This window comes from Aquimarina discodermiae, assembly GCF_040786235.1.
In the GTDB taxonomy this organism is placed as follows: Bacteria; Bacteroidota; Bacteroidia; order Flavobacteriales; family Flavobacteriaceae; genus Aquimarina.
The window spans coordinates 18,808-41,929 of sequence record NZ_JBFMKP010000009.1 but is presented as its reverse complement, the minus strand read 5'-3'; the positions used below and the strand labels follow the sequence as shown (position 1 = coordinate 41,929).

The following is a 23,122-nucleotide window of genomic DNA, read 5'->3' as shown; positions in this document are numbered from 1 at the left end:
CATATTGGGTCAAGACCACATGTAAATAAATAATTGTAGTAAAAGTATTGAAAAGAATTTATATGTAACCTTAAATCAGGATATAGATTAGAATACGGGGGCTATTTAACGATCCATGATATGCTCAAAAAAGAACATACTAATGTAGTGCGAGCTAATTGTAAGAAATCAACTCATTTAACTTTGATAAGAAAATAGAAAGTAATTACGTTGTTTTTGATACGTTAAGAGATTCTGAAGTTATGGAGTCATAATTTTCGAATTATCACTACTCCTTGCAGAAATAAGGTTAAAATCTTTATCAACCTTGATAATTATTTTTTGCCCATTATGTAAATTAACCATTTTCCATCTAAAGCCATAAGAGGTTTCAAAAATTGCTGATCTGGCCATTTTTCGTAAATCTATATCATCAAGGTTTGCAACAATTTGATTTGCCAAAAGATCCAGACCTCTTTGTTTTACCTCTTCTGTAGAAAGTTTACGATCACTTGGGTTTTGAACGCTACTTTCAATAAATGATACTGGTGAAATTTTAAGAGAATAATTGGCATTTACTGCAAACGCAGGTAGCATAAAAAGGAATAATAGTAAATAATTTTTCATAATCTAATAATTTAAAAATTACATACTATACACAAGTATGCAATTACATTGACTTAATACGTTTCATCATATGTATTTGATATAGTGCTTTAACAATTATCTAAAAAATAGGGGTATTGTAAAATTACTACATAAACCCTCTATATGACGGTGATGTATGTTAAAAAAATGATAATTTTTGTAAATAAGTAATGAATTTGCTCTTGCTTTAATGTTTTAATTACATTAAAACTTATGTTAATTCTTATTAGATACTTTATAGATAGATACTCAATATTCATTAAATGTTTTAATTTTATCTTATGATGAGAGAAAATAAAGTTTTTAAAAAAGGATTTACTTTTCAGGCATTCGAAGCTCCAGAGCAATCTATATTCGATAAACTATTCGATATTTTTCAGGAAATCATAATACATACTTCAGGAGATTTAGAAGAAGCTTTGGAATGGATGAAGGAGTTGGATAGAGAATATCAGTTAACAGATGAAGAGTATACGCTTGATGATTTTGTACAAGACTTAATAAAGAAAGGATATTTACGAGAAGATATAGAGCCTGATGGAAAAGGAGGGATGTCGATTACTACCAAAACAGAACAGGCCATTCGAAAAAGAGCTTTGGATCAGATTTTTGGCAAGTTAAAAAGAAGTAAAAAAGGAAATCATAGAACAAATTATTTGGGAAAAGGAGATGAGCCTTCTGGTGAGTTTCGTAATTATCAATACGGAGACTCTTTAGAACGAATATCAATGACAGAAAGTCTCAAAAATGCTCAGATAAATAATGGGATTGATGATTTGCATTTTACAGAGGACGATCTAGTAGTAGAAGAAGCTCAGTTCAAAGCTCAAATGAGTACGGTATTAATGATTGATATTAGTCATAGTATGATTCTTTATGGAGAAGATCGCATTACGCCGGCAAAAAAAGTAGCCATGGCGTTGGCAGAATTGATTACTACAAAATATCCTAAAGATACTCTGGATATACTTGTTTTTGGTAATGATGCCTGGCCAATAAACATAAAAGATTTACCATATCTACAAGTAGGGCCCTATCACACTAATACAGTGGCCGGCCTTCAATTAGCGATGGATATGCTTCGTAGAAAGCGAAATACCAATAAACAGATTTTTATGATTACCGACGGTAAACCAAGTTGTTTACGAATGTCAGATGGTAATTATTATAAAAACAGTAATGGCCTAGATCCACATATTGTAAATAAATGCTATATGATGGCACAACAAGCTAGAAAATTACATATTCCAATCACAACCTTTATGATAGCACAAGACCCTTATCTGATGCAGTTCGTTAGAGAATTTACCTATGCAAATCAAGGCAAAGCTTTTTATACAGGACTTAAAGGGCTTGGAGAAATGATATTCGAAGATTACGAAACTAATAGAAAAAAGAAAATTAAATAATACTTATTAAGGTGTTCTGTTATAAAAGATATGAAAGTTGAAACCATAAAGACTTTAGGTCAGTTAAAAAGTGCTGGATATCAAAGTATATCCATAAAAGAAGAGCTAAGAAAAAACCTAAGAATTAAAATTAGCAATAGAGAAAATACATTTACAGGAATTCATGGATATGAACATACTGTGATCCCAGAGTTAGAAAGAGCCATTCTTTCACAGCACAATATTAACTTATTAGGATTACGGGGCCAGGCAAAAACACGTTTGGCACGTCAAATGATTCATTTGTTAGATGAGTGGATACCGGTGGTAGCTGGCTCAGAGATAAATGATGATCCGTTTAACCCAATTTCGAGATTTGCAACCGAAACTATAAAAAGTAAAGGCGATGATACTCCCATTTCATGGTTACATCGATCAGAGCGTTTTGTAGAAAAATTAGCAACTCCAGATGTTACAGTAGCAGATATTATAGGAGATGTAGATCCTATAAAAGCCGCCAATCTAAAGCTCAGTTATGCCGATGATAGAGTTATTCATTTTGGGATGATCCCCAGGGCAAATCGTAGTATTTTTGTTATTAATGAACTTCCGGATTTACAAGCACGCATACAAGTAGCACTATTTAATATCTTACAAGAAGGTGACATACAAATCAGAGGATTTAAGCTTAGGTTACCATTAGATATTCAGTTTGTGTTTACCGCAAATCCAGAAGATTATACAAATAGAGGAAGTATTGTTACTCCTTTAAAAGATAGAATAGGGTCTCAAATACTTACGCATTACCCAGAAACCATCGAGATTGCCAGAACAATTACCCAACAAGAAGCTCAATTAGATAAAAGGCAGACTGATTTGGTGTATGTACCTGCCATAGCAAAGGACTTGTTAGAACAGATTAGCTTTGAAGCTAGAGAAAGCGAATTTATAGATCATAAAAGTGGTATTAGTGCCAGAATGAGTATTACAGCCTATGAAAATTTGTTGAGCACAGCAGAATATAGAGCATTACAATTAGGAGTTGATCGTACTTCTTTACGTTTAAGTGATTTTATAGGCATTATACCAGCAATAACTGGTAAAGTAGAATTGGTCTATGAAGGCGAACAAGAGGGAGCATCTTCTGTAGCAAACTCTTTAATAGGAGAAGCCATTAAAACCCTTTTTGTTGAATATTTCCCTAAAATAGAAAAATTAGAAAAAGAAGATTATGAAAGTCCATACCAGGAACTGGTAGCATGGTTTTTTGAACAAAGCGGTTTTGAGTTACTTGACGAGATATCTGACAAAGAATATAAAGACAAGCTTGATAGTATTAAGCCTTTAAAAGATTTAATTAAAAAATTTCACCCAGATATTTCTAAAGAAGATAGATACTTCATGATGGAGTTTACCTTGTGGGGATTGGTAGAATTTAAAAAATTGAGTAAGTATAGGCTTTCAGAAGGCTTTAGTTTTAAAGATTTGTACGGAAGTTATATAAGTGGTTTGTAACTGATTTAAAAACAAATAAATAACGAGTCACTATGGTATTGTTGAAATAATATTTACGATACTATTATTAACAATAATTAGATAAAAATAACTAAGTAATAAAAAAGTTTTATATGTTTACCATGTAAACAAATTGAGTATGCTTACCGATTAATTACTTTTTAATGGCCGAAGATAAAAGCTAAAAATATAGACGTAGTTTACAACAGTCTTATCCATAAATTATCAAAAATATATAAACCTTCTTTTTAAACACTATATAAATAAGTTAGCCCTATGAGCATGAGTATCATTGAAAAATTTCATCATTGGCGTAGAAAAATACGTTGGAATAAGCAGTACAAAAGTGGTCGTTGGGATAGTTTAGAAAGTGAAAAAGAACTTAAACGTTATAAAAAAATAATCGAGTTTATTGATAACTATGGGGTATCGAACCCAAGTATACTTGATATTGGATGCGGTTATGGCGTACTAACAATGTATATGCAGAATACTCCATATTCTTATTTCTGCGGAATAGATTTTTCTAAGGTATCTATAGACAAAGCAAAGAAACTAAACTATAAAAATAGTGATTTCGAGGTAGCTGATGCTATACATTATCTTCCGAAACAAAAATTTGATATTATTGTATTTAATGAAGCTTTTTATTACATACATGAAAAAGAAAAGAATACCGTGATGGCTCGTATGCTTGATGCATTAAACCCCAATGGTTTATTGATAAGTTCTATCTATAGAGAAGGTATTGGTTGTTGGGAGTACTTTAAGGAAAATGAATCTTTACAAGAACTTGACTTTTCTACAGTAAGAACAAACGAAGAATTACGTTACTGGAAAGTAGGGGTGTATAAGAAGAAAGAAGATTTGTAAAAATTAGGTCGTATAAAGTAAAAAAAACTTCTTAAAGCCTAATCTTTAAATGATTTTTGATCAATTCTAAATTCGTTTTAGCAGACTATCTATATATATTAGATTTATAATTTTTATATTCAATTTTGAATTATAGAATTTATTGGGTTTACATTATAATAGCTAAAAGTGTAGTATGGTAAAAGAAAAAATAATTGCCGCTTATGAAGAAATGGCAGAAAAGTATAATGAATTAATTGATCATAAACCTCACAACGCATATTATGATAGACCAAATACCTTGAGTTTGGTTTCAGAAATTAAAAACAAATCAATATTGGATGCGGCATGTGGCCCTGGAAAATATGCCGAAATTTTAGTTTCTAAAGGCGCTAAGGTTATAGGAGTTGATATCAGTGAGAAAATGATACAATTAGCTAAGGAAAGAAATAATTTATCTTCAAATTTTTTTGTTCATGATTTATCGACACCTTTACATATGTTTGAAAAAGATTCTTTTGATGTCGTGATATGTGCTTTAGCACTTCATTACATAGAAGATTGGACCTTAACGATTAAAGAGTTTTGTAGAGTACTTAAATCTAATGGAGCTCTTGTGATATCAGTAGAACATCCTTTTTTTGAATTCAATTTTTTTGAATCAACCAAATACTTCGAAATAGAAAATGTAAAATGTACCTGGAATGGATTTGGTAAACCTATAGAAGTTAACAGTTATAGAAGGCCATTAAGTGAATGTATACTACCCTTAACAAATAATGGTTTTTATATTGATAAATTAATAGAACCAAAGCCTACAAAAGAGTTTGAAAAGGCGGATCCTAAACATTTTAAAGAATTAAATGATTTTCCTGCTTTTATGTGTATCAGAGCTGTTAAAAAATAAATGGTTGTTTATTTAACTATAGTCTAGGGTATTAGTGAATTGTAGGTGTAAATTATTAAAATTAGATGCACAAGCATCAGAAAGTTTTTCAAAACAGTGAAAAAATCTTTGTTATGCTTTACAAATAAGCTTTTACTGTGTGTTTATTGGGAAAATAAGTCTTCTTGAAACTCGATTTTACATAGATTTGGATACTTTGCTCTTTTAGCTTTATATCGATTTGATTGCATACGTAGCCTAGACTGATATAAAAACATAAGCAAATCCTTATTTTTTCCACAAAATTTGAAAATACATGTTTTTTCTTAGCTATAGTTCTCATAATTAGTTGTAACAGCATTAATATGTCTAGGCATCTTAGCCATCAAAATTCCGGAATTTCGACTACTTTTTATGAAAATTTTATGTTAAAAATATTTTATCAGAGAAAAAGGAAATATGTTTGTACCACAATTAATAAAACTTTAACAAACATATTGGAATATGAAAACAAAAATTATTTGGGTAGCCTTACTTTTAATAGTTTCAACGTTATCAGCACAGGATACTCATCAAGAAAAAAACACAAATAATTTTTTTAGAATAGGAGGACAAATTGGTTATGGCTTGGGGTTTAATCATATTGATTTACTAGACTATGATGAAGTGAATGGTGATAATGAAGTGGTTTCATCGGGCGATTCTTCTATTAGTGGCGGTGGTGGATGGCATGTCTCTGCTACAGGAGAATATGTAATTAACCATAAAATTGGCCTAGGTATAAATATGGGATATCAGTCGAGTCATTTGCGACCAATACTGGACGATGCAACTGTTAGGTTTAATAGGTTTACTTTTCTTCCTACTATCAAATATTTGATAGCACTTAATCCCCGTAAAACTAATAAAATTAATGTTGGGGTTGGTTACGGTTTTTATTTCGGAAACAAAATGAAATTTGATGTAGGTGAGTTAGGGGGAGAATTTAACCTTGATTATAATAATGCTCAAGGATTCAATTTAATAACAGAATACGAAGAAACCCTTCGAAATGGAGGTGTTTTAACTATAGGGTTGCGATATTACGGGGTTTCTTATGATATAAAAGAACTTACAGGAGATAATACTTTTGATGAGTTAAAAGGAAGTGGAATGGATCTTTATTTAGGATTTTCATTTCCCTTATAAATTTAGGATAGCGATTTTTTCATAGGGATTCCTATTTAAAGTTTCAAAACACTCTATTTGACAAGAAATCATCCTGCTTTTATAATGGATATATGCTATGTGTACCGGTACACATATCCAATTGTTACCAAACATATTAACAAAAGGAAGGAATATAAAACTACTAAATTATTAATACTGACTATTGTTATATCGCTAAATACTGTCTTTGTTCAAGAAAACAAGTACTTAATTGAAAATTTAAATGATCAAAATAAACAATGTAAAGACAACAAAACTATCAATATTAGACGGTATTGAGCTTAAGTCTGCTGTGTTTATCGATAAAAATTTCCCTTCTCATTTTCACCAATCTTGGAGTCTGGCATATGTAGAATACGGAAGCGAAAATATGGCATATAACAATTCAGGTTTTTTGGTCAATAAGAATGCAATGCAATTAATTCCCCCTTATTCAATTCATAAAAACTGGGGCAATAAAAACAATGCCTGGGCCTATAAGGCACTTTATATAAGCGATGACGTAATCAAAAATGTTGCAAAAAAAATAAATGCTGATTATTCTTATCTGACAAGCCTTCCTTATTTTATCTCATATCGTAACAATGAGTTTAATATAAACGAAGCATCAATTTTTAAAATCATTGAAAATCTTTTTCTGGATACTTTGCATGATATTCATCAACCTTATTTTAAAAAATATGCTAACGAACCTTTTGACGATATTTTAAACTATTTGTCTCTAAATTATAACCAATCAATAACTTTAGAAATGCTACAGCAAAAGTTTAAATTAAATAAATTTAAACTACAAAAAAGCTTTAAAAAGAGCATTGGTTTAACACCTCTGGAATATCTAACTACTATACGAATAGAAAACTCAAAAAAGCTTTTTTATATGGATGTTCCTTTGGTAGAAATTGCACTTGAATCAGGCTTTTATGACCAAAGTCATTTTACGCATAGTTTCAAAAAATACGTTGGAGTAACCCCTGGAAATTATAAAAAGAATTGCAAGATTTTACAAGACTTGTAATTCTTTAAAGAAGCATATTTGTTTTCTTAATAAAACAATAACAAATGACAACTTTTAAAAAAATAAAATTTCCAACACTTATCTTATTTATTCTTTTTTTAAACTTAGGTGCTAATCCACTTTATTCTCAGGGCTCTCAAGGAACTCTTATTTTAGAACTAAAGCCTTTTAAGTCTGAGATTAAACTAAGAAAAAAAATATTAAAACAACTTGAAAGTGGAGCTTTAGAATGGGGAATTTCAGAAAATCAATTTGTAACAACTTTAGCAAATAAACGTTTTCTGAATTTTGATTTTCCCTATATGACTAGATATGGAACTTCAAAAGAAATTAAATTAAAACCTGGTAAGTATAATATCACATGTGTTGGCTTTATTTATGATGGAGGGTTAAGTGTAAATAAGGTTTTAGAAAAAGGGGCCTTTTTTAACTTGGATATTCTAAGTTTCGAAATTTTCGAAGATAAAACTACAGTCCTAGAAATTTCACCAAATATAGAAAAATCAAGATCTATGTTATTAAAGATGTACATGCCTGATTTATTAGTGAAAATAATTGAAGATAATCAGGTGAAAGTTGAAACTTCAATAAGTCAAAAGTATGAAACTTCAATTAATTGGAATGATTATGATGGGCCTTTAAAATTTAAAAAATAAAATTTCTAGCATAAACTCTTTACAACAGCAACTTTGTGAAAAAAACATAACATTATATAAAAACAATAGCTGTGATATCTATCTATAAAGAAAAATATATTGTGGCTTGTATAAAATTTAGTAGTAAATAGAAAGTATTTACTATTACAGTAGGCTACTATTTTTATACTTAACGTTAGCAAAAATTAAAAACAACAATATGAATAGAATATTAAAAACATTTGGATTACTGATTATTTTGACAACAATAACTAGTTGTGCAGTTAAAATGCCTCTTTCGAGTAACTACTACTCAAACCAGAAAAAAGTTGGAGTGATTTATTTAATTGACTCAATAGGAGTATATAAAGTAGGTGCTCAAGGATTGTTAGATATGGCTTTGACAGAAGGAAAACGATTTGAAGAACCCCTTTCAATAGTTGATAAAAAAATTAACCCAAATAATGATATAAAAGATTTATATAGACAACTATTCAAAACCAAAGGCAAACCTTTAAATGAAATTGATTTCAAATATGACATTGAGAAACTCACAAAGTTTGAAAAACCATCTTCATCAAAAAAGAAGTATCATAAATATGACCTACGCTTTTTAAAAGATAAAGGAATAGACGAACTTTTAATTGTAGATGTTCAATATGGGCTTTTAGTGAGTTACTATGGAATGATTGAAACTGGAAAAATGGGAAATTGTAGAATTGATTCTGAAATAATTGACCTCTCAGACAATTCAATTGTTTTTAAAGATTTCTCTAACTCAGTTGAGAAAATAAAAGGAAAATGGAAAACCCCACCTGAATATAAAAATTTAGCAAATTCAATATCAAGTGCAATCACAAAAACTATTGGATTAGAAAAAACGAAACTAAACAAATAACTTTTGCTAATCGAGAGACGACTCTCCCCATAGATGAGGAGAGTGCGCCTCTCAACTTTAAATACAAACTGGACATTTTAGAACTATGAAAACATTAAAAGTAATTTTTTTAGTAATTTCTCTGTTGGCTGTATCTAATTATAATCACGCTCAGGAAATTCATAAAAGCTCAGAGAAAGGGAAAAGTACGTTAGGAGTTGGTGTAGGTTTTCCGTATGGGGCTATAGGAGCTCGTTTTGGAGTGAATGTAATAGATCATTTAACCATTTTTGGTGGAGTAGGGTATCAACTTTCTGGTGTTGGTTATAACTTTGGTTTACTAAAAGATTTCAAAAGCAAGACTGCAACGCAATTTTATTTGACAGGTATGTACGGAACCAATGCAGCTATTAAAATAGATGGGTTAAGCGAATATGACAAAGTATATACAGGAGCAACGTTTGGATTAGGAATTAAGATAAATTCTAAACGAAAAGAAGGGAACTTTTGGGATGTTGGATTATTACTTCCTATACGTTCATCATCTTATAAAAATGACGAGAGACAAGTCGAAAACGATCCTAGAATATCAGAATTTACAAAAGCATGGCCCATCGGTATTACAATAGGGTATAATTTTGGCTTATAAGATAAATCAAAATTAATTTGGGCTTTAAATCAGAAAAGGTCTCCTTATAGAAACCCTTTTTTCAAACAAAAGACCATCTATGTTTCTAGATGGTCTTTGTGATTATGATAGTTTTCTTCTTAACAATCAAAGGTTTTTTTATGTCTGCATCCAATCCAAAGGCAATAGTCTTTTTTGCAGCGTTGTTTCTACTATTTATAAATCAAAATTTATCGTTTAGTATTAAACGGTTCTAATTTTTATAGAACATTTTTGTAACAATTTTTCTAGTGTCATTTTTTGGGTGCACTCGAATAATATATGCTCCTTTGGCTAAAGAAGATACATTAATTGTATTTCCTTTTAAAGTTTTTGATTGTTTTACTTTTTTGCCATACATATCATAAATTGACACATAAAAATCAGAACCTAAAGCTTTGCTTTTTATAGATAAATAACGATTTGCAGGAATAGGAAACATTTTAAAGTCAAATGGATCTTCACCATTTTTGGTAGTAGAAGTAGCTCCGTTCTGGCAAAATGCAGCATCTTGATAAGGAGGTACAGCAATAGTTTTGTAAACCAATGGGCCGTTATAGTAATCTGTGATTTTTTGAGCTAGCCACCCATCATCATCACCATTGGTTCCTATAGGACCAACACCTGTTGTAGAACCACCTCCCCATAGGATAGAGAAAACGTTCATATTGGCCAATCGTTGTAAATTAGATGTACCCCAATCATAACCATTATCGTCGGCTAAAAGCTCTCCAACATTATTTGCTTGGTAGTGAGGTAATAGAGATATGTTTTTTATATCCTGTCTAATTGTATTTAGATTGGTTCCTATTCTGCTATCTCCTAAAAAGAATGGAGCAGAGGCAGAAGAATGTAAGCTAACACTATAATTTGTAAGTACTTCGTCTGTTGTAGCCATATGACCTCCAGGAATTTGCCATAACATAATTGGTGCATTACCAATGCGTTCTGCAATTTCTTTACAAAATACTAAGTATTTATCCCAATGTTTTGCAGTCCAGGCATAGTTTTGAACAGCAGCAGGACCAAAACAATCTCTTTCATAACGGTCAAATGCAATAAAATCAGGTTTCCAGTCCCCAGTATATAGTTCAAGATCGTTCATGAAGTCAGCCACTTCAATAGCCTCACTTACAGGGTCATTAAATTCACCAGCACCTTCAAACACCCAACGAGCAGAACCTGCTGCCCAAACATTCTGCTGGTATCCAAACGGAATTTTACATTCTCCCACATGGTGAATCAAGAAGTTTACAGATTGAAAATATCCTTTTAAGTTACTTGCAAAAGTAGGAAGCCCACTAGTACTAAGATTTTCATCTTGAAAAGCTCTTTGTATTTCTTCATTAACTTTGATATTCATGGTTCTGATATTGTGATCATTACCAAAAACAACATCTTGTTGAATAGCACCTATAAGATCAGGACTAATTACAAATGCTCCAGGATTTGGATGCGCTGCATCTTCATAAGATAGCATTACTTTAATTTCCTGAATAAGGTTTCTGTAGTGATAATAAAGGTTTTGATTTTCATCCAAATCTTTTATTGCTTCTAGAGAACCACCACCACTGGCATTGGCCGTATAATGAACCATTACCGGAAGAATTACTTGTCCATTTTGATTAGCTTCTAATCTTCTGGCTTGTTCTATCGTATTTTTGGTAGGAGTCATATTAGGAATTTTTCCTCTGTCTCCGGCACCGTCTAAACCAGAATATTTAAAAATTGAACTTAAAGGAGAGTTTTTAAAACTATCATCAAAAGCAGCCGCCGCATTGGTAATAGTACCATGAGAAAGGTATTTAGGAAACCCTTTAACAGCAAACTCATGAATAGAAGCAGATGTATAAGAAACAGTAATAGTGTTGGTACCTCCTGTAGTAACATTAATACTGTTATTAAATTGTGGCGTGTATACCAAATTGTTAGCATTGTCGGTATAAGAACCCACAGAGATAGAGTAGGTACCTACTAATACTTGTGAAATTGTAGTAGTACCATTACTGATTTGTGCATTTTTATCAGAACCGCTAATGTCATTATGCTGTAGCGTAATAGAAGTAGAAGCTCCACCTGGCAAACCGGTTACATTTACGGTTACATTTTCTGTAGAAATAACAGACTTTATAAATGGTATTGCAATAGTATTATTGGTACTCGAAGGAGTAAAAGATAGTGGAGAAGATTCTGGGTACTTACTTGCATATCTGGTTGTTCCAATCACAAAATCATTTACCCATACCTGGTGTTGTTGATCTACTCTAAGAGAAGCTGTAACCGAAGATGAAGTAGTTTTGGTAACAGTAGTATTAGAAACAGTATTTTTATAATTTATAGTAACCGCAGTTGCGTCATTACCCGAAATCGTTGTAGTAACATCTGTAAATAAAGAAGGCTCTTCGTTTTCAAGATAAAATCTAACCGTATCGGCAATGTCGCTAACTGATGAAGTTACCGTTTTGAGGTCTGCTCTAAACTTAAAACTTTCATCGGGACCTAACATATCATCTACCCATGATCCATCGGGTAACCCTATAGTAAGTGTATTTAAAATTTGATTACCATCTGGTGCCTGAGTAAAGCTAACAGTTGGATACGAAATCTTACCATTTGGAAAAAAGTTCACCAAACTTGGAGTTGCATCTGATGAAAATATAACCTTGGCATTTCGTACGTTAATACTACTTGTTCCTTTGTTAATTACCTCGACGTCAAGATAAACATCTCCCCAGGACTGTTCCTGAAAATTCATTTTTAGTTGATAAGTAGTTGAAGCATTACTGTAGTCACGAGTAAATGTTTGTGCGGACATTAAAAGGTTAAAGAGTAAGCACACTAGTAATAGTTTGTGTTTCATTTTTGTGTTGGTTTTTATTAAAAAAATTGAGTTTTATAATAGTGTAAGAATTAATAAAAAGTAAAAGATAGATATAAGTAGGAGGGTATAAAAACAAATTAGCTGAATGGTTAAAAACTGTAGATTAACAGGGTATTTATCGATTTAAAATACATCAATTTATAACGTTGTAGTACTAATGGTAAGGTTCAAACAGGACATATCTACTAAGCAAAAAGAAGAAGTTAAAAATGGTATTTAACAAGAATAGGTCAATAAAATGAACTTAACTCTTCCTTTAGAAATGCTTGTAAAATTATAACAAATAAATCATTTAAATTTGTAATGTAAATAAGGTCATTATTATTAATACATAAATTATGTCTGCTATTCTTAAAATTAAACCATTAGGTTTCCCATGGGAAACACAAGATCCCTTTTTATTTTGTGCGTATCATGAAGATAACTACCCAAAGGGTAATGGTAAACTAGGACCAGATGCCTCTTTAGAAGGGCGTAATATTGGTCAGGATTTTGTTTTAAAAGATGGGTGGCGAATGTACCATGGCAGTAGTGTGCCTGGTTTTCCTGCACACCCACATCGCGGTTTTGAAACCGTTACTATTGTTCAGAAGGGATTGGTAGATCATTCAGATTCTCTAGGAGCAGCTGGGCGTTTTGGTAATGGTGATGTGCAATGGATGACTGCAGGTAAAGGTGTTCAACATTCAGAAATGTTTCCGTTATTAGAGACTCAAAAGGAAAATCCATTTTTGCTTTTTCAGATTTGGCTTAACCTACCCAGAGATAAAAAAATGGTTCCGCCACATTTTAAAATGCTGTGGAACGAAGATGTGCCAATAATTAATAATGGAGATGGAGCTGAGATTACATTGGTAGCCGGTAAAATAGATGAAGATACAATTGCACCAGAACCGGCCCCAGATTCTTGGGCCGCAGATCCTGATAATGAAATTGCGATTTGGACAATTAAGATAGATGCAAATGCAACTTTTACTTTTCCTAAGGCCTCTAAAGGAATTAATAGATCGATTTATTTCTTTAAAGGAGGAGAAATAACTGCAGAAGGATACACAATTCCTGTTTCTCATGAAATAATATTGCAAGCAGATCAAGAGTTTGTTCTCGAAAATGGTAATATAGAATCTCATTTTTTAATGTTACAAGGAAAACCTATTAATGAACCGGTGGTAAAGCATGGTCCTTTTGTTATGAATAGTCAAATAGAAATTAGAGAAGCAATTCAGGAGTATCAACAAACAGAATTTGGAGGTTGGCCATGGAGTAGCCATGACCATGTACATGCTCCCGAAAAAGGTAGATTTGCCCTGTTTCCAGATGGTACAGAAATAAATAAATAACACTTTTGGTTTTTAATAAATTGTAAATTATTTTCTTTTTTTGCTTAAAAATTTTAACATTATATTATCTTTAACTAGATCATTGTCATCTTTTTAGAATATTCTGTTTAAATGATTAAAATCAAATCTCTACTTATACCCCTAGTATATATACCTTGTATATTACTATCTTTTTCTTGTAATAATGAAAAAATTTTGTCAGAGACAGAGATAAAATGGCTTAAAGAAAACGATTCTATTAGTATTGCTTTATTCCCTTATTATCCTCCTTATCAATTCATAAATAAAAATGATGAGATTGAAGGAATTTTTATAGACTATCTGGATCTCATAGAAGAAAAAATAGATCATAGATTTGCAAGAAAACACTACTCGGACTGGTCTAAAGTATTGAGCGATCTCAAAACAAAAAAAACAGATATGATTCTGGAAGCTCAGTATACTCTAACTCGTAGTAAATATCTAAGTTTTCACGATCCTTTATTCGATACACCTTATGTAATAGTCTCTTCTGACAAAACTCCTTTTGGGTTAAAGTTAGAAGATTTAACTAATAAAACCGTTGCGATTCCTTTGGGGTATCCACCAGATGATTTTTTACGTGAAAAATATCCGAAAATAAAAATTCAGACGTATGTTAATGAAATTGAATCGATAGAACAAGTCCAGAAAGGGGAGGAGTATGCTTATATCGGTCCCAGAACCGTTGCTAATTATTTAATTAATTCTAAAAACTTGCCCAATTTGAATGTTGTGGGAGAATCTCGCTATTCGTATGCTCCCGGTATTGCAGTAAATAAGGAAGCCAAAATTTTAAATAAAATTATAACAAAAGCTTTAAAAAATATTTCTAATGCAGAAAAACAAGATGTTGTAGAGAATTGGCTATATGTAAAAACAGTACCATTGTACAGAAAAGTTAATTTTTTTATACCGATTGTTATATTCTTTCTGTTATTACTAATAATTATAGTCGATGTAAATTTTTATTTGGGACATATTGTTATGCAAAAAACTAATGCATTGAAGCAAGCAATAGATTTGGCAGAAAATGATAATCGTTTAAAAACGGCATTTATAAACAATATATCAAACGAAATCAAAACTCCTATAAATAATATCCTTCTTTTTTCTAAACATCTTAAAAAAGAAAAGATTACAACTAATGAAAAAATAACTTATACAGAGATTATTATTAACAGTTGTAAAAGGCTTATTGATAATATGGATAATACTCTTGAAATTTCAAAACTACAAACCAAACAAGTAAAACTATACCTAGCCGCAGTAGATATTTTAAAATTACTAGATACTATATTTTCTACATATAGAATTATCGCAAAGAAAAAGGGTATCGAATTAATTGTTCATAACACAATTGAAGAGGATCAGGGAGTTATGATGATAGATGAGGCTAAGTTTACCAAAACCATTAATGCATTGATAGAAAATGCCATTACATTTACTAATCAGGGAGCTGTTATGATTACCGTTATGATAAAAAATAATTCAGCAATGATTAGTGTTCGAGATTCGGGTATTGGTATAGATCCAAAAGAACATAAAAATATATTTAAGAGTTTTTCTAAAGCCGAAGATCAAATATCAAAAGTATATCAGGGCTTAGGTTTAGGGCTAACCATTGCTTTAGAAAATACGAAAATGATGGGAGGTAATTTGTCGTTTTCATCTATTTTGGATAAAGGCTCTACTTTTAGGCTAGAACTACCCTATCAACCAGTCAAAAGAAAGATTACAGATAATTCAAAACCTGATAGCAAAAATATCATCGACAAACATTATATGATTTTAATAGCAGAAGATGGTGATGTCAATTTTTTAGTTCTTAAAACAATTTTGGTAAAAATGGAGGAGTATAATTTTATTATTCAAAGAGCAAAGAACGGAAAAGAAGCGGTATCATTTTGTGAAGAAAATAATGTAGACTTGATTTTGATGGATATAAAAATGCCTATCATGAATGGGTATGATGCAACTAAAAAAATAAAAGAGATGTACCCTAATCTTCCTGTAATTGCACAAACAGCCTACACTAGTAAAACAGATGTTAAAAATGCCTATAAAGCGGGTTGTGATGATTTTATCTCAAAACCAGTAAACCTAAAATCACTTAAAAGAATAATTAACAAATATTTACTCCTAAAAGTATCTTAGAAAAGTATTTTGTCGAAAATAAAGAAGATAAATTACTTATTAAGACTTGTAATAAGTTAACAATAGATAATATAGATACATAATACTTGTAAATAAGCCCATCGTTTTTTTGAAAGTGTTAGTATTAAATAGTATCTTTATTAAAAAAGGGAAGAAAGGTAAAGAACCAATTAGTAAAATTATGTTCAAAAAATTACTATATACTTTCTTTTCAACAATCGTGTTGGCTCTGGTTTTTTCTTGTTCTAACTCTACGAATATACTTACCAAAGAAGAGAAGGATTGGTTAAAAAATAATGATAGTATTTCTATTGCATTATTCCCGTATTATGCTCCATATCAATTTATTAATGAAAAAAAGCAAATAGATGGTATTTTGGTGGATTACCTATTGCTTATCGAAGATAAAATCAATTATAAGTTTAAACGCGAATTATATAAAGATTGGAAATCTGTAATAGATGATGCAAAAAACAATAAAGTTGATATTGTTTTAGAAATACAACAAACACCTTTACGAGAAAAATACCTGAATTTTTATGGACAATTTTTTGAATCCAATTATGTAATTGTAACTAGAAAAAATGAAGATCATGGTACCGAAATCAATGATTTTAGTGATAAGTTAATTACTATCCCGAAAGGATATGCAATTATAGAAACCTTGAAAGAGGATGAAAAGGACTTGAGTATTGTTAATGAAATCGATGATCTAGCCAGTTTAAAAAAAGTTAGTTCGGGAGAGTACGATGCTTTTATAGGAATAAAAGCAATCACCAATTATTTAATTAAAACAGAAAACCTTGATAACCTTAAAGTAGTTGCAGAAACCAGATACAAGTATTCTGCTAGTATTGGTGTTCAAAAAGATAATGTAATTCTTAATCAAATATTTGCAAAAGTTATAGCAGGAATAACCAATAATGAGAAAGAAGTTATTTTTGATAACTGGCTATATCAAGCAGTAGTTCCTTTTTATAAGAAAACAAGATTTTGGATAACACTTACAGCTGCGATTCTTCTAATTTTAATGGCAATTCTTTTACTTAACAGATACCTTAAATACTTAATTCTTCAGAAAACAAAGGAATTAAATATTGCAAAAGTACGTGCAGAAGAAAGTAACAAGCTTAAGACTGCATTTATTCATAATATATCACATGAGATAAGAACACCTATGAATGGGATTATTGGTTTTTCAGAATTACTAAATGATCCAGAGATCACACCCAATGTTCAAAAAGAATATTCTAAAATTATTATGGATAGCAGTAATCAGTTAATAAACATTATTGATGATATTATAGAAATTTCGAAATTAGAAACAAATCAAGTAATAGTAAAACAGGAAGAAACCGATATTAATAAAGTGTTACAGACGCTATTTCTGGATTTTCAAAATAAAGCAATAAGTAAAAATATTGCTATCCGTTTTAATAGTAATTTGTCAGAAGATCAAAGTATTGTTTTAATTGATAGATTGAAAATTAATAAAATCCTATTTAACCTTATCGATAATGCTATAAAGTTCACCAGTAATGGCGTTGTTGAGATTTTGTGCGAAGTAAAAGATAAATTGCTGGTAATTAGTGTTAAAGATACTGGTATAGGTATTAAAAATGAGGATCAGGATTTAATATTTAGAAATTTTTCACAATCAGAAAAAGAGGTTACTAAAAGTTATGATGGTTTAGGGCTTGGTTTATCCATAGCACAGAAAAATGCAAAATTGATAGGAGGAACCATTGATTTTACTTCGAGGTTTAATGAAGGTTCTACATTTGTTTTATCGTTACCATATTTACCAATTATAAACCCCTCAAAACACAATAAAAATACCCCCTCAGAAAATATGTCAGATGCACCCTTAAAACAAGTTATCTTAATTGTCGAAGATGGTGATGTTAATTTTTTGTTTCTAAAGACAATATTGTTAAAAATGAATAATTATAAATTTGTTATACATCGTGCAGAAAATGGAAAGGATGCAGTAGAACTTTGTAGTAACAATGAACATATAGACTTAATCTTAATGGATATACGAATGCCAATAATGGATGGGTATACTGCTACAAGAAAAATAAAAAAAATAAGACCTAACATACCTATTATAGCGCAAACCGCGTATTCTACAGAAGAAGATATCAAAAAGGCATTAAATGCCGGTTGTGATGATTTCGTGTCAAAACCAGTAGATAGAAAAATATTAAAGCCGATGCTTAATAAATACTTTCAGTTTTTTCAGAGTTAGTTGTTCCCGAAATGTCAATCAGAAATGAATATTTGGGATTTTTAAGTAGTTTTCCATTATGGGAAGAAGAATCCTTATTTGAGATACCATTATTTGATTTTGAAGGTATATCTACGATACCTCCACAATTAGATGAAGAAAAATTTGGGCTACATGAAAATGAAGTACTGGGTAAACGTATAGAAAGTTTTTTTGACTTCTATATAAAAAAGTCAGAAAGATACCGCACTCTAGTAAAAAACAAACAGGTATTTGACAATAGAGTTACCATTGGTGAGCTCGATTTTATTCAATTTGATCAAAAAGAGAATAGCGTATTACATGTAGAATTTGTATATAAGTTTTATTTATATAACTGTTTGGTGAAAAATGAGTTGAATAGGTGGGTAGGGCCAAATATGAATGATACACTTATTAATAAAATAGAAAAACTTAAAAATAAACAGTTTCCTTTGTTATATAAAGATGAAACACGAGAAATTCTTGATAACTTAGGAATACGAAGGGATAGTATACAACAAAAAATAGCGTTTATGGGATGTCTATTTGTCCCTTTATCAATGCATAATCAAAAAGTACCATATCTTAATAATAACTGTATTGTTGGTTTTTGGTTAAAGAGTGAATCTTTTGTCAAAGAAGTATATGGAGCTTTCCAGTTTTTTATACCGATAAAGAAAGATTGGATTGTGAATCCAAAAAACTGTAATGATTGGTTAACTTATAAAAATGCAAGACAACAAATAGAAATATTACTTTTTAAAAAAAGATCTCCGTTGGTATGGATGAAAATATCAAAAACTAAATATCAACGCTTTTTTATTGTGTGGTGGTAGCTTTTTAGGCTAGTGTCGAGCTGTTTTCTATTTGTTGAATGGTTTTTTTGAGCATGCTTTTTACAATTATTTTATGAAAAGGTTTTACCGGAAAAAAATATAGTTTTCCCCAAAAATTATGATATTTCACAATAGTAGAGATCGTCAACTTCTTTTTAGATTGTGATTCTGCACCTGCTAAAAGAGATACTTTAAAATCTAGATGTTTGTCATTTTCTCCAAGGATTAACTCATGATCATTATGATTATAAATTTTAAAAATCCCGATACGTTTTCCTTTTTCAAAATCAAAAGTGTTGACTAAAAAGTCTTTTTTTTGAACAACGCCTGTGGTTCCTGTTTTTAAACCAAATAGTCCCACAATTTTATTTCTTACCTTAAATAGATGATCAACCCACTGTGGCGATGATAGAAAAAAAGCATTTCCAATATCTTTTATTTCAGGAGCTGTTGTATTGATTAGAGCTCCGGAAAAACTATCAGAGTAATCATATTTAGAGTTTGATAGCATAGAGTTTTTTGGAAAATTAACTTCTTTTATTCTCATTTGTTTAGATTATTATTTTTAATGTCATACTTCGGCCGTACTCTATACAAATGTAAAACACACTAAACTATCATTATTTGATAAATATCAAAAAAACTTTGTTACGACCTGTTTTATTATAATGATTTAGAGTCAACATAGAAATTAGGATCCACTTTTAGAACGTTACCGTCTACTTTTTGTTCTTGCCAGTTAGATGTTGGGTGTATCCAATGAGGTTTGTTGTCAATAAGAATTCTTAAAGGTATAGCAAAACCTTTCACGATATTAGTATATCTATATTTTAAATTATTGTTTTTATAAGTATACTCCAGAGTAGGAACTTTTATACTTCTAAGATATTGATCAAAAAAATAAGTAAGATCCATATCTGTAGCTTTAGAAATGTAATTTTCTATTTGTTGGGTGGTTACTGTTTGATGATAAAAAGTAGTATTAAGTCCTCTTAATATCGACCTCCATTTTTTGTCATTATCCACAAGTTGACGCAATGTATGTAACATATTTGAGCCTTTAAAGTACATGTCACTGGACCCTTCTTTATTAACTCCATATATACCTATAACCGGTCTGTCATTAGCAATTCTTTGTCTAGTTCCAATTACATATTCTGAAGCAGCTTTTTTACCATAATAATAGTCCAGAAATAAACTTTCTGAATAAGCTGTAAACCCTTCGTGAATCCACATATCAGCTATGTCTTTATTGGTGATGTTATTTGCGAACCATTCATGACCCGATTCGTGAATGATAATAAAATCAAATTTTAAACCCCATCCAGAACCAGAGAGATCTTTACCGAGGTACCCATTCAAGAACTTATTACCATATGTTACAGAACTTTGATGCTCCATACCCAAATAAGGTACTTCGACCAATTTATAGCCGTCTTTATAAAATGGGTACGGCCCAAACCAATGTTCAAATGCTTTCATCATTTTTGGAGCATCTTTAAATTGTTTTTTGGCCTTTTGTAAATTGTCTTTCAAAACATAATAATTCATGGGTAAGTTTCCTTTTTCACCCTTGTAATTTTCTCTAAACTCGATATAATCCCCTATATTGATGTTAACGCCATAGTTATTAATAGGGTTGTTTACAAACCAATGATATGTTTTGGTTGCGTTATCATGTTCTTCTATATTTCGTAATTGTCCATTAGAAACGTTCATTAGATCTTTAGGCACATTTACACTAATTTGAAGACTATCCACTTCATCATACATATGATCTTTATTGGGCCACCATATGCTTGCTCCTATTCCTTGACAAGAAGAAGCAATAAAATGTTGCCCATTTTCATCTTTTTTCCATGAAATTCCACCATCCCAGGGTGCATTAACAGCTTCTCTTGGTTTACCACTATAATAAACCTCTATAGAGTTAAGCTGATTTTCTTTTTGTGGTGTAACTAAAGAAACAAAATGTGCATTGCCTTCAGAAGTTACTTTAAGTTGCAAAGAGTTCTGAACTACTTTTTCTATTTTTAAAGGCGGTTGCAAATCAATTTGCATTGTATTGTGTTCCTTTATTACTTTATAAAAAATGGTGTTCTTTCCTGAAATAGATTTTTTTTCTGGATTAACAGCAATATCAAGATGGTAATAGGTAACATCCCACCATGCACGTTCTTTGGTTATTGAACCTCTTAAAGTGTCTTGTCTGGTAAACCTTTGCTCTTGCGCATTGTTATTTTGAATTGTCAAGAGATATAAAAATAAAATAAGTAATTTCTTCATTATTGTATTGGAAAGGCACAATTTTATTAGAACTGATAAACAATACAAATATACGACCGTTTCATTGTAATACTATGCGGGTAGATGTAAGATGTCTTTTTGTTCTTTAAATAGATGCCTTTAAGTAAGTATTTTTTGTTTTATTCTCGTAAGATTTCAGAAGGAAAAACTACGGGACTTTCGAAACCATTTTTACTTATTGCTGTAACACCAAAAAAGAAATTATCTATGACAATACCATTAAGGATAAAATTGTTGACATTTCCAACAAAACGATGATGATCCCAAGTAGGGGAAGTAGTATCTCTCCAATAGATATTATATCCTAGTATATTAGGATCGTTTGTTTTGGTCCATTTTAATTTTACAGAAGGTTCTACGATTCCACCAATTTGAACTTTGGTAGGAGCAGGGGGTGCCCATGCTATACTTGCCAGGTTAATGGCATTGACAGCTGTTAACTTTGTGGCATACTCAAAATTAACATGCTCTACAATATCTCCATATTTTATGTTGTTTTCTTCTCTAATATCTTGATGTTGCTGTGTATAGTTTTCATGTGCTTCCATAATACGAACACCTGCATAACCTGCATCATTAAAAGGTCTATGATGACCACCGCGTCCAAATCGATCCAGTCGATAGATCATCATAGGGTTCATTTCTGGCATATATGTTTTTACAGTTTTATGTATATAGCGAGCAAGTTGTCTGGAGATACCATCTATTTCTCCCCCATAAAAGCGTCTTGATTTTCTTTGTTTTTCAGTTTCGGTAGGAGATGTAGGTTCAGAAAATATTCTAAATGTTCTGTTGTCAATTACACCATCTACACCTTTGATATTGCCAATCATATCATTATTGATGATCCCGATGATATCCCATTTTTTTTCTTTGACATAGGCTGCCAAACCCTTTCCTCCAAAAAGTCCCTGCTCTTCTCCAGACAGACCAGTATAAATAATACTGTTTTCAAAAGAATAGTTAGATAATACTCTGGCCGCTTCGAGAGTACCGGCCATACCACTTGCATTATCATTTGCACCTGGAGAATCAGAGGAGAAATCATTTGGATCACTTACACGAGAATCAATATCTCCACTCATGATTATAAAACGGTTTGGATATTTTGTTCCTTTTTGGATGGCCACCACATTTACAACCCAAACATCACTGGTAATTCGCTTATTAGCACCTTTTTTTACCAAATCCTTTTGATAGAACACCTCGAGACAGTTGTTACAGTTTTTCGAAATATTTTCGAATTGAGATTTGATCCATCGTCTTGCAGCTCCAATACCCCTGGTGTTAGATGTAGTATCACTTAACGTATGGCGCGTACCAAAATTTGCTAGCGTGGTAATATCATTTTTAATACGTTCTTTGGAAACGGCATTAATAATATCATAGATTTTTGTATCGGTCTGCGAAATTAAAAATGTTGAAAAGAACATAAATAAGAAGGTAGTATAGATTTTCATTGAGTTATGTTTACATATTCAATATAAATAAAACCAATTTTGTAGCATTAAGAATTAACAAACTTATATGATTCGCATTGTGATAAATCTAACTATAACATCTTTTAAATAAAAGACCCAGAACAATTATATTCTGGGTCTTAGAGTTGAGTTTGGAGGCTATTGAAAAAAGGAACAATAGGTCATTGTTTCTAAATAAAC

General features: G+C 31.0%; 18 protein-coding genes. 13 read left to right on the top strand and 5 right to left on the bottom strand.

Annotated elements, in window-relative coordinates; all coding sequences use genetic code 11:
* Window positions 1-240: 240 nt before the first annotated feature.
* Entirely contained in the window at window positions 241-606 is a 366-nt protein-coding gene (locus ABW636_RS07155) for a hypothetical protein (protein ID WP_367589278.1), read from the bottom strand.
* 305 nt (window positions 607-911) lie between these two features.
* Between ABW636_RS07155 and ABW636_RS07150 the strand changes: the two genes are divergently transcribed.
* The 9 genes from ABW636_RS07150 (at window position 912) to ABW636_RS07110 (ending at window position 9,653) form a co-directional block, all read left to right on the top strand.
* On the top strand, window positions 912-2,036 hold the full coding sequence (locus ABW636_RS07150) for a vWA domain-containing protein (RefSeq protein WP_367589377.1): 1,125 nt from the start codon (window positions 912-914) through the stop codon (window positions 2,034-2,036).
* Between the two features lie 30 nt (window positions 2,037-2,066).
* Window positions 2,067-3,530, top strand: coding sequence for a magnesium chelatase (locus ABW636_RS07145; protein WP_367589277.1), 1,464 nt, complete (start codon window positions 2,067-2,069; stop codon window positions 3,528-3,530).
* Window positions 3,531-3,812: 282 nt separating this feature from the next.
* Window positions 3,813-4,403, top strand: coding sequence for a class I SAM-dependent methyltransferase (locus ABW636_RS07140; protein WP_367589276.1), 591 nt, complete (start codon window positions 3,813-3,815; stop codon window positions 4,401-4,403).
* Window positions 4,404-4,578: 175 nt separating this feature from the next.
* A complete protein-coding gene (locus tag ABW636_RS07135; protein ID WP_367589275.1) occupies window positions 4,579-5,289 on the top strand; it encodes a class I SAM-dependent methyltransferase in 711 nt (236 codons plus the stop codon).
* 483 nt (window positions 5,290-5,772) lie between these two features.
* Window positions 5,773-6,456, top strand: a complete 684-nt coding sequence (locus tag ABW636_RS07130) for a hypothetical protein (protein ID WP_367589274.1) — start codon at window positions 5,773-5,775, stop codon at window positions 6,454-6,456.
* 244 nt (window positions 6,457-6,700) lie between these two features.
* Window positions 6,701-7,492 carry an AraC family transcriptional regulator gene (locus ABW636_RS07125; protein ID WP_367589273.1) on the top strand — a complete coding sequence of 264 codons (792 nt, stop codon included), beginning with the start codon at window positions 6,701-6,703 and terminating at the stop codon, window positions 7,490-7,492.
* A 44-nt stretch (window positions 7,493-7,536) separates the two neighbouring features.
* Complete coding sequence (locus ABW636_RS07120; RefSeq protein ID WP_367589272.1) at window positions 7,537-8,148, top strand: hypothetical protein; 612 nt, start codon at window positions 7,537-7,539, stop codon at window positions 8,146-8,148.
* 199 nt (window positions 8,149-8,347) lie between these two features.
* Entirely contained in the window at window positions 8,348-9,025 is a 678-nt protein-coding gene (locus ABW636_RS07115) for a hypothetical protein (protein WP_367589271.1), read from the top strand.
* 85 nt (window positions 9,026-9,110) lie between these two features.
* Window positions 9,111-9,653, top strand: a complete 543-nt coding sequence (locus tag ABW636_RS07110) for a hypothetical protein (RefSeq protein WP_367589270.1) — start codon at window positions 9,111-9,113, stop codon at window positions 9,651-9,653.
* A gap of 232 nt (window positions 9,654-9,885) precedes the next feature.
* On the opposite strand, the gene ABW636_RS07105 is transcribed toward ABW636_RS07110, so the two are convergent.
* Window positions 9,886-12,486: a T9SS type A sorting domain-containing protein gene (locus tag ABW636_RS07105; protein ID WP_367589269.1), complete on the bottom strand. Its 2,601-nt coding sequence runs from the start codon at window positions 12,484-12,486 to the stop codon at window positions 9,886-9,888.
* A 404-nt stretch (window positions 12,487-12,890) separates the two neighbouring features.
* Between ABW636_RS07105 and ABW636_RS07100 the strand changes: the two genes are divergently transcribed.
* The 4 genes from ABW636_RS07100 (at window position 12,891) to ABW636_RS07085 (ending at window position 19,154) form a co-directional block, all read left to right on the top strand.
* Complete coding sequence (locus ABW636_RS07100; protein ID WP_367589268.1) at window positions 12,891-13,892, top strand: pirin family protein; 1,002 nt, start codon at window positions 12,891-12,893, stop codon at window positions 13,890-13,892.
* A gap of 195 nt (window positions 13,893-14,087) precedes the next feature.
* Window positions 14,088-16,067: a response regulator gene (locus ABW636_RS07095; protein ID WP_367589267.1), complete on the top strand. Its 1,980-nt coding sequence runs from the start codon at window positions 14,088-14,090 to the stop codon at window positions 16,065-16,067.
* A 181-nt stretch (window positions 16,068-16,248) separates the two neighbouring features.
* The gene (locus tag ABW636_RS07090; protein ID WP_367589266.1) at window positions 16,249-18,318 is read left to right on the top strand and encodes a response regulator; all 2,070 of its coding nucleotides are present in this window, start codon (window positions 16,249-16,251) and stop codon (window positions 18,316-18,318) included.
* A gap of 11 nt (window positions 18,319-18,329) precedes the next feature.
* Window positions 18,330-19,154 (top strand): DUF1853 family protein, encoded by an 825-nt coding sequence (locus ABW636_RS07085; protein WP_367589265.1) that lies wholly within the window; start codon window positions 18,330-18,332, stop codon window positions 19,152-19,154.
* A gap of 4 nt (window positions 19,155-19,158) precedes the next feature.
* Here the strand turns inward: ABW636_RS07085 and ABW636_RS07080 are convergent, their stop codons facing one another.
* From ABW636_RS07080 to ABW636_RS07070, 3 genes are all read right to left on the bottom strand, one after another.
* Window positions 19,159-19,701 (bottom strand): DUF2867 domain-containing protein, encoded by a 543-nt coding sequence (locus ABW636_RS07080; protein WP_367589264.1) that lies wholly within the window; start codon window positions 19,699-19,701, stop codon window positions 19,159-19,161.
* A 116-nt stretch (window positions 19,702-19,817) separates the two neighbouring features.
* Window positions 19,818-21,440, bottom strand: coding sequence for a M1 family metallopeptidase (locus tag ABW636_RS07075; protein ID WP_367589263.1), 1,623 nt, complete (start codon window positions 21,438-21,440; stop codon window positions 19,818-19,820).
* A 140-nt stretch (window positions 21,441-21,580) separates the two neighbouring features.
* Window positions 21,581-22,921 (bottom strand): M28 family peptidase, encoded by a 1,341-nt coding sequence (locus tag ABW636_RS07070; protein WP_367589262.1) that lies wholly within the window; start codon window positions 22,919-22,921, stop codon window positions 21,581-21,583.
* Window positions 22,922-23,122: the final 201 nt, after the last annotated feature.